Origin of the sequence: Haemophilus influenzae (genome assembly GCF_003494325.1) — a bacterium.
GTDB classification, from domain to species: domain Bacteria; phylum Pseudomonadota; class Gammaproteobacteria; order Enterobacterales; family Pasteurellaceae; genus Haemophilus; species Haemophilus influenzae_I.
Genome location: NZ_QQIK01000003.1, coordinates 156,550 through 170,559 on the forward strand (window position 1 = coordinate 156,550; position 14,010 = coordinate 170,559).

Annotated in this window: 14 protein-coding genes and 2 tRNA genes; 5 read left to right on the forward strand and 11 right to left on the reverse strand. The window is 37.8% G+C overall.

The features are described from left to right. Positions 1 to 40: 40 nt before the first annotated feature. The 11 genes from DV356_RS06415 to ybgC form a co-directional block, all read right to left on the reverse strand. Positions 41 to 1,255, reverse strand: a complete 1,215-nt coding sequence (locus DV356_RS06415) for an IscS subfamily cysteine desulfurase (RefSeq protein ID WP_021035653.1) — start codon at positions 1,253 to 1,255, stop codon at positions 41 to 43. A 66-nt stretch (positions 1,256 to 1,321) separates the two neighbouring features. Further along, on the reverse strand, positions 1,322 to 1,774 hold the full coding sequence (gene iscR / locus DV356_RS06420; RefSeq protein WP_005662648.1) for a Fe-S cluster assembly transcriptional regulator IscR: 453 nt from the start codon (positions 1,772 to 1,774) through the stop codon (positions 1,322 to 1,324). A 52-nt stretch (positions 1,775 to 1,826) separates the two neighbouring features. Beyond that, positions 1,827 to 2,552 carry a tRNA (cytosine(32)/uridine(32)-2'-O)-methyltransferase TrmJ gene (gene trmJ, locus DV356_RS06425; RefSeq protein ID WP_005654873.1) on the reverse strand — a complete coding sequence of 242 codons (726 nt, stop codon included), beginning with the start codon at positions 2,550 to 2,552 and terminating at the stop codon, positions 1,827 to 1,829. Between the two features lie 110 nt (positions 2,553 to 2,662). After that, positions 2,663 to 2,738, reverse strand: a tRNA-Lys gene (locus DV356_RS06430). 23 nt (positions 2,739 to 2,761) lie between these two features. Next, positions 2,762 to 2,837: transfer RNA gene (locus DV356_RS06435), tRNA-Lys, on the reverse strand. A 154-nt stretch (positions 2,838 to 2,991) separates the two neighbouring features. Next, positions 2,992 to 3,453 carry a peptidoglycan-associated lipoprotein Pal gene (gene pal, locus DV356_RS06440; RefSeq protein WP_005652235.1) on the reverse strand — a complete coding sequence of 154 codons (462 nt, stop codon included), beginning with the start codon at positions 3,451 to 3,453 and terminating at the stop codon, positions 2,992 to 2,994. Between the two features lie 23 nt (positions 3,454 to 3,476). Beyond that, the gene (gene tolB / locus DV356_RS06445; RefSeq protein WP_105898070.1) at positions 3,477 to 4,760 is read right to left on the reverse strand and encodes a Tol-Pal system beta propeller repeat protein TolB; all 1,284 of its coding nucleotides are present in this window, start codon (positions 4,758 to 4,760) and stop codon (positions 3,477 to 3,479) included. Positions 4,761 to 4,801: 41 nt separating this feature from the next. Then, positions 4,802 to 5,896, reverse strand: coding sequence for a cell envelope integrity protein TolA (tolA, locus tag DV356_RS06450; RefSeq protein ID WP_118806696.1), 1,095 nt, complete (start codon positions 5,894 to 5,896; stop codon positions 4,802 to 4,804). Between the two features lie 15 nt (positions 5,897 to 5,911). Next, entirely contained in the window at positions 5,912 to 6,331 is a 420-nt protein-coding gene (gene tolR, locus DV356_RS06455) for a colicin uptake protein TolR (protein ID WP_005649190.1), read from the reverse strand. A 70-nt stretch (positions 6,332 to 6,401) separates the two neighbouring features. Next, positions 6,402 to 7,088, reverse strand: coding sequence for a protein TolQ (tolQ, locus tag DV356_RS06460; RefSeq protein WP_005649191.1), 687 nt, complete (start codon positions 7,086 to 7,088; stop codon positions 6,402 to 6,404). Between the two features lie 16 nt (positions 7,089 to 7,104). Next, a complete protein-coding gene (gene ybgC, locus DV356_RS06465; RefSeq protein WP_015701607.1) occupies positions 7,105 to 7,515 on the reverse strand; it encodes a tol-pal system-associated acyl-CoA thioesterase in 411 nt (136 codons plus the stop codon). Positions 7,516 to 7,840: 325 nt separating this feature from the next. Between ybgC and yoaA the strand changes: the two genes are divergently transcribed. Genes yoaA through rnd form a run of 5 tightly spaced genes read left to right on the forward strand, consistent with a single transcriptional unit; the run spans position 7,841 to position 13,990 of the window. Further along, positions 7,841 to 9,763 carry a DNA repair helicase YoaA gene (gene yoaA / locus DV356_RS06470; RefSeq protein ID WP_044364805.1) on the forward strand — a complete coding sequence of 641 codons (1,923 nt, stop codon included), beginning with the start codon at positions 7,841 to 7,843 and terminating at the stop codon, positions 9,761 to 9,763. A 12-nt stretch (positions 9,764 to 9,775) separates the two neighbouring features. Continuing rightward, positions 9,776 to 10,486 (forward strand): tRNA (adenosine(37)-N6)-threonylcarbamoyltransferase complex dimerization subunit type 1 TsaB, encoded by a 711-nt coding sequence (tsaB, locus tag DV356_RS06475; RefSeq protein WP_005693782.1) that lies wholly within the window; start codon positions 9,776 to 9,778, stop codon positions 10,484 to 10,486. Between the two features lie 24 nt (positions 10,487 to 10,510). Further along, entirely contained in the window at positions 10,511 to 11,062 is a 552-nt protein-coding gene (locus tag DV356_RS06480) for a Slp family lipoprotein (protein ID WP_044364802.1), read from the forward strand. Positions 11,063 to 11,103: 41 nt separating this feature from the next. Next, entirely contained in the window at positions 11,104 to 12,792 is a 1,689-nt protein-coding gene (fadD, locus tag DV356_RS06485; protein WP_118806697.1) for a long-chain-fatty-acid--CoA ligase FadD, read from the forward strand. 55 nt (positions 12,793 to 12,847) lie between these two features. Continuing rightward, positions 12,848 to 13,990, forward strand: coding sequence for a ribonuclease D (rnd, locus tag DV356_RS06490; RefSeq protein ID WP_050829108.1), 1,143 nt, complete (start codon positions 12,848 to 12,850; stop codon positions 13,988 to 13,990). Positions 13,991 to 14,010: the final 20 nt, after the last annotated feature.

Consider the following 14,010-nt stretch of genomic DNA (forward strand, 5'->3'; position numbering starts at 1 on the left):
ATTCTAGTGAATGCCATTGTCAGATAATGGCAACTAAATATTAGTGAGCAGACCACTCAATGGTATTTAAATCAATACCTTCTTTAAACATATCCCATAATGGCGATAATGCACGAAGTTTTTCTACCGCACCTTTCATTAAATTAATTGTGTAATCAATTTCTTCTTCAGTAGTATAACGACCTAATGTGAAACGAATTGAACTGTGCGCCAATTCATCATTTAAGCCAAGTGCGCGCAATACATAAGATGGCTCTAAGCTAGCAGATGTACAAGCAGAACCAGAAGATACAGCAATATCGCGCAACGCCATCATTAAGGATTCGCCCTCAACATAGTTAAAGCTAATATTTAAATTGCTATCTAAACGATGTTCCATTGAACCATTTACATAAGTTTCTTCAATATCTTTTAAGCCATTATATAAACGATCACGAAGTGCTTTTAAGCGCGGCATTTCTGATGCCATTTCTTCTTTTGCAATTCGATATGCCTCTCCCATTCCTACGATTTGATGAACAGGTAATGTACCTGAACGCATACCACGTTCGTGACCACCACCATGAATAATCGCCTCTAAACGTACACGAGGTTTACGACGAACATACAATGCACCAATACCTTTTGGCCCGTAAAGTTTATGGCTAGACATCGACATTAAATCAACAGCTAATTCTTCCAAATTAATTTCAACTTTACCAACACTTTGCGTTGCATCCACATGGAAAATTGTTTTATTTGCACGACAAAGCTCACCAATAGCTTTAATATCTTGTAACACACCAATTTCATTATTAGCGTGCATAATTGAAGCTAGAATTGTATCTGGACGAAGCGCAGCTTTGAATTTTTCTAAATCAATTAAACCATCAGCTTCTGGAGACAAATAAGTTACTTCAAAACCTTCTCTTTCTAATTGACGGCAAGTATCTAACACTGCTTTATGTTCAGTTTTACAGGTAATAATATGTTTACCTTTAGTTTGATAGAAATGTGCCGCACCTTTAATTGCGAGGTTGTCAGATTCTGTTGCGCCAGAAGTAAAGACAATTTCACGAGAATCTGCGCCAATGAGATCAGCGATTTGATTACGTGCAATATCAACAGCTTCTTCTGCTTGCCAACCAAATTTATGTGAGCGAGAGGCTGGATTACCAAATGTGCCATCGATGGTTAGAAACGCCATCATTTTTTTCGCAACACGTTCATCGACTGGACAGGTCGCTGCGTAGTCTAAATAAATAGGTAATTTCATTTTCACTCCTAAATTATGCTAAATATAACCGCACTTTTTTATTAAAAAATATACTGCTTATCTTTTTTATTGATTAACTAATAAATTATTAAAATCACGATGAGATTGACGTTTTACATTACGCTTATTTACCAGCTCTGCTAACGTAATCTCATTTAAAAAACTTTCAATACGTAAACTTAAATCTTCCCAAAGTTTGTGAGTTAAACATTCCACACCATTTTTACAATTTTCACGCCCCAGACATTTCGTTACGTGAATATTTTCATTTACTGCCGCAATAATCATTCCTACAGAAATTTGTTCACTTGGTAGCCCTAACTGATAACCACCTCCTGGTCCGCGAACACTTTTGACTAAACCGTCTTTACGTAATTTAGCAAAAAGTTGCTCTAAATAAGATAAGGAAATATGTTGGCGTTCAGAAATATCCGCAAGGCTTACAGGCCCGCCATCTGCATTTAAAGCAATATCTAAAACGGCTGTAACTGCATAACGACCTTTCGATGTAAGTTTCATAAAGAATCCCTAAAAATTAATTGCGCAATACTTACATATCTGACTAATTTAGTCAATTATTCTCTTTTGTTAAATCAATTCGTTTTTCAACCGCACTTAGCATACCATTTAAAATATTTAATTCGTTTTTCTCTAATTTTGCACGATAGTATAAACGCTTTAATTTACGCATAACTCCTTGATTTTGAATAAATCCAAGAGACTGATATATACGTTCTGTGTAGTCAAAAAAATAAGCTAACTGATCTGTTGTTGGATAGTTTTTCTCTATTAAAGAAAGTGAATTTTTCTTATTATTTTGAACTAAGAAAGCCATACGCAATTCATAACTTACCAGCTGCACAGCCATTGCTAAATTTAAAGAAGAATAATCAGGATTCGCTGGAATATTCAAGTGATAATGACATTTCAGCAGTTCTTCATTGGTTAATCCAATACGCTCACGACCAAACACAATAGCTATCTTGCCTTTATACGCTACAACTTTCTCTGCGCATTCTCGAGGCTCGATCAATGTATTTTGTAAATGACGTAAGCGAGCACTTGTTCCAATTACCAAAGAGCAATCATCGACGGCTTCATCAAAACTATCGACAACCCTAGCATTTTTTACAATATTTTCTGCGCCAGCTGAAAGGGCATAAGATTGTTCATCAACAGATTTAGGTGAAACAAGACAAAGCTGGGTCAATCCCATCGTTTTCATTGCTCTAGCCGCAGAACCAATATTACCACTGTGCGAAGTTTCAATTAAAACAATACGAATATTTTCCAACATAATGATACCCGACTAAAATTTAAGGGTATTCTACCACAATAACCGCTAAAAATAGTCAAGAATTTAAGCAAATTAAAGAAATTTAAAATATTAGAGATGAATAATAAAAATGGTGGGTTGTGAGAGACTCGAACTCTCGACTGACGGATTAAGAGTCCGCTACTCTACCAACTGAGCTAACAACCCAACTGGACAACTAAATCAGAGAGTGGTGGGTCGTGAAGGATTCGAACCTTCGACCAACGGATTAAAAGTCCGCTGCTCTACCGACTGAGCTAACGACCCACTGTACTAATGGATTTATGATAACGCATTTGCTCTAGAATCGAAAGAATAAATTCATTCGTTCAAGCTAATTGGTTAAATTACAAACGATGAAAACAAAACAGAATCCAATAAAAAATGGATCCTGTTTTTCAAGTATTAGAAATACTAAGAATTAGTACGCTAACACTGCACGACGGTTTTTAGAATATGCAGCTTCATCATGACCTAATACTGCAGGTTTTTCTTCACCGTAAGATACTGTGCCTAATTTACCAGCATCAACACCTTTACCAGCTAAATAACCTTTAACTGCATCTGCACGACGTTGGCCTAATGCGATGTTGTATTCTGGTGTACCACGTTCATCAGTGTTACCTTCTACTAATACTTTAGCAGCTGGCGTTGCATTTAAATATGCAGCGTGCGCATCTAAGATTTGAACGTATTCACCAGTAATGTCATATTTATCAAAACCGAAATAAACGGTATTGTAACGTTGTTGAAGATCAGCAACAGAGTAACCGCCAAAAGTTTGAGCAGCACCATTGCCTGCAGCATCGTTGTTAGATGAACTACAAGCTGCTAATGCAGCTACAGAACCTGCAACTAATAATGATTTAACAAATTTGTTCATTAGATTTCTCCTAAATGAGTTTTTTATTTAGTTAAGTATGGAGACCAAGCTGGAAATTTAACTTGACCATCACTTCCTGGAAGGCTCGCCTTAAAGCGACCATCTGCAGAAACCAATTGTAGCACCTTTCCTAAGCCCTGTGTAGAACTATAAATAATCATAATTCCATTTGGAGAGAGGCTTGGACTTTCGCCTAGAAAAGATGTACTAAGTACCTCTGAAACGCCCGTTGTGAGATCTTGTTTAACTACATTATTGTTACCATTAATCATCACAAGTGTTTTTCCATCTGCACTAATTTGCGCGCTGCCGCGACCACCCACTGCTGTTGCACTACCTCCGCTTGCATCCATTCGATAAACTTGTGGCGAACCACTTCTATCGGATGTAAATAAAATTGAATTTCCGTCTGGCGACCACGCTGGTTCAGTATTATTACCCGCACCACTCGTCAATTGAGTAGGTGTACCGCCATTTGCTCCCATAACGTAAATATTCAGAACACCATCACGAGAAGAAGCAAAAGCTAAACGAGAACCATCTGGCGAAAAGGCTGGTGCGCCATTATGCCCTTGAAAAGATGCCACTACTTTACGTGCGCCAGAATTTAAATCCTGTACAACAAGTTGTGATTTTTTATTTTCAAACGATACATAAGCCAAACGCTGGCCGTCTGGAGACCAAGCTGGAGACATAATTGGTTGGGCACTACGATTGACGATAAATTGATTATAGCCATCATAATCTGCTACACGAACTTCATAAGGTTGCGAACCGCCATTTTTTTGCACAACATAAGCGATACGAGTTCTAAAGGCACCACGGATCGCAGTTAATTTTTCAAAAACTTCATCACTCACAGTATGCGCGCCATAGCGTAACCATTTATTTGTCACTGTATAGCTATTTTGCATTAATACAGTCCCTGGCGTACCTGATGCACCAACCGTATCAATTAATTGATAAGTAATACTATAACCATTACCCGATGGAACCACTTGCCCAATTACAATTGCGTCAATTCCAATATTCGACCAAGCCTCAGGATTTACCTCTGCAGCTGAAGTTGGGCGTTGAGGCATTTGAGACACCGCAATAGGATTAAACTTACCACTGTTACGTAAATCATCTGCAACAATTTTACTAATATCTTCTGGTGCAGAACCAACAAATGGCACGACAGCAATAGGGCGCGCACCATCAACCCCTTCATCAATGACAATGCGTACTTCATCGCCAGCGAATGCATTGCTTCCAACAGCAAGTACAATCGCTAATACGCTCACTAAACGTTTTAATAATTTCATTTTGTTACCTTTAAAATTTAACAATAAATTTTTCTAAAGAATTATCGAATATCAAAGTCAATAATTGGTGATTTATATTTTTCATAAATTTCATCTGATGGCGCAGCTGGAACTTTTTTCGTTCTAGCCACCGCACTTAATGCAGCTGAACAAATATCATCAGAGCCTGAAATTTTTTGATACCCCAAGATTGTGCCATCTCGACCTAATTGAATTTTAATACGACAAACCTTTCCTGCAAAATTTGGATCTTTTAAGAAACGACGTTGAATCTCTTTCTTAATTACACCTGCGTATTGATCCCCAACCTTACCACCATCGCCAGAGCCAAGTGCAGCACCGCTACCTTGAGTTCCACCTTTATTTGTGTTTCCCCCTTTAGATGCACTACCGCCACCAATATCTCCGCCATTTAAGAAATCATCTAGGCTTGCTTGATCTGCTTTACGTTTCGCTTCCGTAGCAGCTTTAGCTTCTGCATCAGCTTTTGCTTTTGCCTCTGCTGCCGCTTTCGCTTTTGCCTCCGCTTCAGCCTTTGCTTTAGCTTCAGCAGCGGCTTTTGCCTTAGCTTCTGCCTCTTGTTTTGCTTTTTGAGCAGCAATTTCTGCTGCTTTCGCTTTAGCCTCTTCTTCAGCTTGTTTTGCCGCAGCAGCTAAACGTTTAGCCTCTGCATCTGCTTTTAATTTTGCAGCTTCAGCCGCTTGTTTAGCCCTAGCCTCTTCAGCTTGCTTCTGTTTTTCCAACGCTTCTTGACGAGCTTGCTCTTGTTGTTTTTTTATTTCTTGCTGACGTTGCTGTTCTTGCTGACGTTTTAACTCTTCTTGTCGTTGAACTTCTTGTTGATGCTTAATCTCTTCTTGATTAGGCTCAGGTGGTTTTTCTTCCACAACAGGTTCTGGGCGTTTTTGTTTATCCGCTTGCCCTTTTTTTTGTTGTTGAATACGCCCCCATTCCTGAGCAGCCGTACCAGTATCAACAATCACTGCCCCTATTACATCTCCTTCACCTTCTCCACCACCCATAATTTCAACGGTGTGATAAAATGAACTTAAAATCAATAAGCCAAACAAGATAAAGTGCAAAAGGATAGAAATAGCAAAAGCATTGATTCCTTTCTTTTGTCGATTATTTTGCACGTGTTACCTACTTAGCTAAATGGGATTTGTCATTAAACCTACAGATTTAATGCCTGCAAGATGAAGTAAATTCAATGCCTTAATCACTTCTTCATAAGGCACTTCTTTAGCTCCGCCTACTAAAAATAGCGTATTATTATCCTTATCAAATTCCTGTCTAGATAATTGAGTAACCATTTCTTCTGTTAAACCTTCTTGACGTTCTCCGCCAATAGAAATCGCATATTTTCCAATACCTGCCACTTCAAGAATGACGGGTACTTTATCTTCATTAGAAACCTCTTGGCTTTGCACAGAATCAGGCAATTCAACTTGAACGCTTTGACTAATAATAGGGGCGGTTGCCATAAAAATTAACACTAAAACTAAAAGCACATCTAAAAAAGGCACAATATTAATTTCAGATTTAATTGCTTTACGCTGACGACGAGCCATATATTCCTCTAAAATTTTAACTTATTTTTACCGCACTTTTTCTTCAAAGTGCGGTCAATTTTCCCTATTTTTAGTGAGGGGCTTTACCAAAGGCTTGACGGTGTAAAATCGTCGTAAATTCATCAATAAAGTTACCGTAATCTTGTTCAATGGCATTCACTCGTAAGCTTAAACGGTTATAAGCCATTACTGCAGGAATTGCGGCAAATAAACCAATCGCAGTGGCAATCAAGGCTTCGGCGATACCCGGTGCCACCATCTGTAACGTTGCTTGTTTTGCACCACTTAATGCCATAAAAGCGTGCATAATTCCCCAAACAGTGCCGAATAAACCAATATAAGGGCTAACAGATGCCACTGTGGCTAAAAATGGAACTCGATTTTCCAAGCTTTCAATCTCACGGTTCATCGCAAGATTCATTGCACGCATTGTGCCTTTAATAATCGCTTCAGGTGCGTCTGGATTTACTTGTTTTAAACGTGAAAATTCTTTAAATCCCACGCAAAAAATTTGTTCGCTGCCCGTTAATCCATCGCGACGATTAGATAGCCCTTCATAAAGTTTATTTAAATCTTCTCCTGACCAGAAACGATCTTCAAACGTACGCGCTTCTTTTAAGGCATTCGTTAAAATACGGCTACGTTGAATAATAATTGCCCAAGATATGATTGAGAAAGAAATCAAAATCACAATTACCAGTTGCACAACAATACTTGCTTTTAGAAAAAGATCTAAAAAATTCAATTCTGCAGTCATTGCATACTCCGAAAAATTATTTTAAGTGATGAAACGCCGCTTTAACTTCTTTGGGAAACGCCACAGGTTTCATCTTGCCTAGATCAACACAGGCTACTTTAACAGTAGCCTTTGATAACATCAGGGTGTTGCGCATCAGTCTCTGTTCAAAAAGGATTGTAGCTCCTTTTACTTCTGAAACCTCTGTTTCCACCATAAGTAAATCATCCAATTTTGCTGCCACGCAATAATCAATGGCGAGCGTTTTGACAACAAATGCGAGTTGTTGTTCCTCTAGTAAGGTTTGTTGCGTAAAATTTAATGTACGCAAACATTCTGTTCTTGCTCGTTCAAAAAAATGCAAATAGCGAGCGTGATACACTACGCCACCTGCATCAGTATCTTCATAATACACACGAACAGGAAAAGAAAAGCAATTATCCAACATATTCTCACCCGATTGGTCGCAATAAACCCTGTATTCTAGAACCAGTTTTTGGGATAAGCAAGCTATCTATGAAAAAACTCAATAAGATTTTATTCATTTTAAAACATCTAAAATTTTTACCGCACTTTTAGTCTGACTAGCAAAAGATAAGGTAATGACAAATCATTTTTGACCTTTCTCATTGAGCAAAATCTATTCAAAACATAACCGTTCTTTAAAAATAGCCTCTATGTAATCTTAAGCCACCAGTATTTTTATTCTTGATATTTAGCGTTTCTATGCGACAATCTTTGCGGTTATTTACTTTAAAAATATGTTTTACTAGATGGATTACGAAAATCAAATTGCCAATATTTTCTCACTAAATGGCGAATTAAGCCAAAATATCAAAGGTTTTCGTCCTCGAGCTGAACAACTTGAAATGGCACATGCTGTAGGTAAAGCAATTCAAAATAAATCTTCTCTTGTAGTTGAAGCTGGAACGGGGACAGGAAAAACCTTTGCATATCTCGCGCCTACTTTAGTTTTTGGTAAAAAAACCATTATTTCTACAGGATCTAAAAATCTTCAAGATCAGCTTTTTAATCGAGATCTTCCAGCTATTAAAAAAGCCCTTAATTTCACGGGAAAAATTGCGTTGCTAAAAGGTCGGGCAAACTATCTTTGTTTAGAGCGTTTAGATCAAGTGATTGCTCAAGGTGTGCTTGGAGATAAGTCTGTTTTAGCTGAATTAAGTAAAGTACGAAAATGGAATAATAGTACTAAAACAGGCGATTTCACAGAATGTATCGAGCTTGCAGAAGATAGCCCAATTATTCCTCAACTGACGAGTACAGCTGAAAGTTGTTTAGGCACCGATTGCCCTAATTATTCAGAATGTTATGTAGCAAGTGCGCGTAAAAAAGCATTAAATGCTGATTTGGTTGTAGTTAATCATCATTTATTTTTTGCTGATATGGCTGTGAAAGAAAGTGGTTTTGGCGAACTTATTCCAAATGCAGAAGTGATTATTTTTGACGAAGCTCATCAGCTGCCAGATATTGCCAGTCAGTATTTTGGTCAATCTTTAACATCACGCCAGCTTTTTGATTTATGCAAGGATATTAATATTGTCTATCGCACAGAACTTAAAGATATGCAGCAGCTTGGCACAACATCTGATACCTTACTGAAAGTGGTACAAGATTTTCGTTTATTACTGGGTAATGGGAGTAATGTTCGAGGAAATTGGCGTGAGCTTTACAGGCAAAGTGCGGTAAAAAAAGCCTTTGAATTATTACAAGAGAAAATAGATTTTTTATCTGAAGTAATTAAATTAGCACTTGGTCGTTCCCAAACTTTAGACAGTATTTTTGAGCGTGTTGAGTCCATTAAAATCCAGCTCAAACGTTTATCAGAAACAAATATTGTGGGTTATTGTTATTGGTATGAAGGAAATGGTCGCCAGTTTGGTTTACATATTACGCCATTGACAGTGGCCGATAAATTTGGTGCTCAGCTCGAAGCGAAAGAAGCCGCTTGGATATTCACATCTGCGACATTAGAAGTGGGGGGAACTTTTAATCATTTCTGCCAACGTTTAGGCATTGAAAATGCGACACAAAAAATTTTATATAGTCCCTTTAATTATCCTGAACAATCTTTGCTTTGTGTGCCTCGATATTTGCCGAATACCAATCAAGTGAATACATTAAATTCACTAGGCGAAATGTTATTACCCGTGATTGAAGCAAACAAAGGGCGTTGCTTTGTTCTTTGCACTTCTTATTCAATGATGCGTGGTTTAGCTGAATATTTCCGTGAAACAAGTCATCTTTCGATTTTATTACAAGGCGAAACCTCAAAAGGCAAATTACTCGAACAATTTATAAAAGAAACGCATAGCGTTTTGGTGGCAACTTCTAGCTTTTGGGAAGGTGTAGATGTACGCGGCGATGCACTTTCTTTAGTCATTATTGATAAACTTCCCTTTACTGCACCAGATGAGCCTTTGTTGAAAGCTCGCATTGAGGATTGTCGTTTACAAGGTGGCGATCCATTCAATGATATTCAAATTCCTGAAGCGGTAATTACCTTGAAACAAGGCGTTGGACGTTTAATTCGTGATATTACAGATCGTGGCGTTGTGATTATTTGTGATAATCGATTAGTGATGCGCAATTATGGCGAAACTTTTTTGAAAAGTTTACCTAACTCAAGTCGTACCCGTGATCTCAACAAAGTGATACAATTCTTACAAAATAAGTAAACGAGAATAAGAATGCAAAATTTAACTTTATTGGCGTTGGACACCTCTACTGAAGCCTGTTCTGTCGCTTTATTGTATCGTGGTGAGAAAACACATATTAATGAACTTGCCCAACGCACACACACTAAACGAATTTTACCTATGATCGATGAAATTTTGGCAAATTCGGGTTTAGGTTTAAATCAAGTTGATGCTTTAGCTTTTGGGCGTGGGCCTGGTAGTTTTACTGGTGTTCGTGTTGGTGCTGGGATTGCACAAGGTTTAGCGTTTGGTGCGGATTTGCCTGTCATTCCAATTTCAAATTTAACCGCAATGGCTCAGGCAGCATTTGAATTACATCAAGCAGAAAATGTTGTTGCCGCGATTGATGCGAGAATGAATGAAGTCTATTTTTCTCAAGTAGTGAGAGAAAAAGTGCGGTCAGATTTTGGGGAATTTTTTCAATGGCGAGAAATCATTAGCGAACAAGTTTGTTCTCCAGAACAAGCGATTAACCAGCTTCAAAATGATAACGCATTTAGAGTCGGAACAGGCTGGGCTGCTTATTCTCAATTTACTGAAAAAAATCTAACTGGCTCAGATATAGCATTGCCTAATGCCTTATATATGTTAGAACTTGCGCAGGTAGAATACTTGCAAAAACACACAATTTCAGCTTTAGAAATTGAACCGATTTATTTGCGCAACGAAGTTACTTGGAAAAAATTACCAGGGCGTGAATAAGTTTAAATAACTGGAGGATAGAAAATGAAAGGAAAAATCACCTTATTTTTTACCGCACTTTGTTTCGGATTAACGGGCTGTATTGCACCACCAAAAGGGTTAGAAAAAGAGCGATTCTCAATTAATTCCTATCGCGAGATTTCCCCTCAGGATTTGACCTGTCATTGTAAAACAGTTCGACTTGGAGGAAAAATTGTCAATACTACCGTTTTAGCAAATCAAACAAAAATTGAAGTGTTAAGTTTACCCGTATCATCAATTTCAGCTAAACCATTTGTTGAATTGCAATCCGATGGTCGCTTTATCGTGTATTTCAACGGTTTTGTTGAGCCTGAAAATTTAAAAGAACGTTATATTACTGTAGGTGGTCAATTAGCTGGAACAGAGAAAGGCAAAATAGAACAAGCTGATTATACTTATCCTGTTGTTCAAGCGGATAAATACCGTATTTGGACACTCAGTACCACCTATGATTATCCAACAGATGATTGGGATGAAGATGATGATTGGGGATTTTTTAGATGGAGATATCGCCCTTGGTATGTTCAGCCTGAAATTCGCTATTATTTGAATTAATGATAAAATCTTAAAGATTTTCCAACAAATTAGGATAAAAAATGGAAAAAATTTGGTTTCAAAATTATCCAGAAGGTTCTGAAAAATTTCTAGATACCTCAAAATATGAATCTATTTTGGATATGTTCGACAAAGCAGCGCGCGAACATCCAGATCGCCCCGTTTACATTAATATGGGGCAAGTACTTACTTTCCGTAAATTAGAAGAGCGCAGTCGTGCATTTGCCGCATATTTGCAAAATGAATTTAAACTTCAACGTGGCGATCGCATGGCATTAATGATGCCAAATTTATTGCAATATCCTATCGCACTTTTTGGTATTTTACGGGCTGGCTTAATTGCAGTAAATGTCAATCCTCTTTACACACCGAGAGAATTAGAGCTCCAGTTGCAAGATAGTGGTGCGGTAGCGATTGTCGTGGTATCAAATTTTGCTTCTACCTTGGAAAAAGTCGTTTTCAATACCAATGTCAAACACGTTATTCTTACCCGAATGGGCGATCAACTTTCTTTTGGTAAACGTACTTTAGTCAATTTCGTCGTGAAATATGTGAAAAAACTCATGCCGAAATATAAATTACCGCACGCAGTAACATTCCGTGAAGTATTGAGTATTGGTAAATATCGCCAATATGTTCGTCCAGAAATATCGCGTGAGGATTTAGCCTTTTTACAATATACTGGCGGCACAACTGGTGTAGCGAAAGGCGCAATGCTGACGCACAGAAATATTATAACTAATGTATTCCAAGCAAAATGGATTGCAGAGCCATTTATTGGCGATCATTCTCGCACTCGTTCAGCTATTTTAGCCTTGCCTCTTTATCACGTATTTGCCTTAACCGTAAACTGCTTATTATTTTTAGAGTTAGGTGTCACGGCGATCTTAATCACCAATCCGAGAGATATTGAAGGATTTGTGAAAGAGTTGAAAAAATACCGTTTTGAAGCAATCACTGGTGTGAATACCTTATTTAATGCGTTGTTAAATAATGAAAATTTCAAAGAAGTTGATTTTTCTGCGTTGAAACTTTCTGTGGGTGGCGGTATGGCTATTCAACAGTCTGTAGCAACACGTTGGCACGAATTGACGGGCTGTAACATCATTGAAGGTTATGGAATGACGGAATGTTCGCCATTAATCGCCGCTTGTCCGATTAATGTTGTGAAACATAATGGTACTATTGGTGTGCCAGTGCCAAATACGGATATAAAAATCATTAAAGATGATGGCGCTGATGCAAAAATTGGCGAAGCTGGCGAATTATGGGTGAAAGGCGATCAAGTAATGCGAGGTTATTGGCAACGACCAGAAGCAACCAGTGAAGTGTTAAAAGATGGTTGGATGGCAACTGGCGATATTGTCATTATGGATGAATCATATAGCTTACGCATTGTAGATCGTAAAAAAGATATGATTTTGGTTTCTGGCTTTAATGTCTATCCAAATGAAATTGAGGATGTCGTTATGCTTAATTACAAAGTGGCGGAGGCTGTGGCAATTGGTGTTCCTCATGAAGTTTCTGGCGAAACGATAAAAATCTTTGTGGTGAAAAAAGACGATAGCTTAACTCGTGATGAACTTCGCAACCATTGTCGTCAATATCTCACAGGCTATAAAGTGCCAAAAGAAATTGAGTTCCGAGACGAACTACCAAAAACCAATGTTGGCAAGATTTTACGTCGGGTTCTACGCGATGAAGAGATCGCAAAACGTGTAAAACATTAATATCAAAATGGGATAGCAATATCCCATTTTTGTTCTTTTTAAATAAAAAATCACTATGATAAAAGAATGTCAAAATCCACCGCACTTTAGGGTCATTGCGGATAATGCTGCGCTATTAGAAGTTTGTAATTTAGCCCAACAGAAAAGTGCGGTCGCCTTAGATACAGAATTTATGCGTGTTTCCACTTATTTTCCTAAGTTGGGATTAATCCAACTTTATGATGGCGAGCGCGTCTCTTTAATTGATCCTTTAGCGATTACGGATTTTTCTCCTTTTATCGCATTGTTAGCCAATCCTAAAGTATTAAAAGTCTTACATTCTTGTAGTGAAGATTTATTGGTTTTCTTACAAGAATTTGATCAGCTTCCACGCCCAATGATTGATACGCAAATTATGGCGCGATTTCTTGGGCTTGGCACATCCGCAGGCTTGGCAAAATTAGCACAACAATATTTAAATGTAGAAATCGATAAAGGCGCAACTCGCACCAATTGGATCAAACGCCCCCTTTCTGATATTCAACTTCAATATGCCGCAGGCGATGTTTGGTATTTGTTGCCACTTTATCATATTCTTGAAAAAGAGTTAGCTAAAACACCTTGGGAACAAGCAGTAAGAGATGATTGCGAACTTGTTCTTGCTAAAACGCATAAATTACAAGAGCGAGATTCAGAAAAAGCGTATTTAGATATTCCAAATGCTTGGAAATTAAATCCATTAGAACTGTCTCGTTTAAGAATTTTGGCACAGTGGCGACAAAACGTGGCAATAGAACGTGATTTAGCACTTTCTTATATTGTGAAATCAGAACATCTTTGGAAAGTGGTAAAGAATAATCCACGTAATACATCTGAAATGTTAGAAATGGGATTAACTGAAAATGAAGTGCGTGTGCGTGGTAAAAAGATTTTACAATTACTTGCTCAAGCAAGACGTGTTTCTTCTGACGACTATCCAAAACCTATTGAACGTATTTCTGAAGATCCTCGTTATAAAAAAACAATTCAATTATTACAAGAAAAAGTGAATAGCCTAACACCAGCAGGTTTAACCCCTGAAATCGTTGCAAGTAAACGCACTTTGGATGAATTAATTAAATGGGTTTGGAAATATGATTGTTCTCAAAATAAACTACCAGAGTTGCTGATTGGATGGCGAAAACCTATTGGTGAAAAGTTAGTTGATGAACTTAGGTAAATATACAAAAAGCGTTGGGC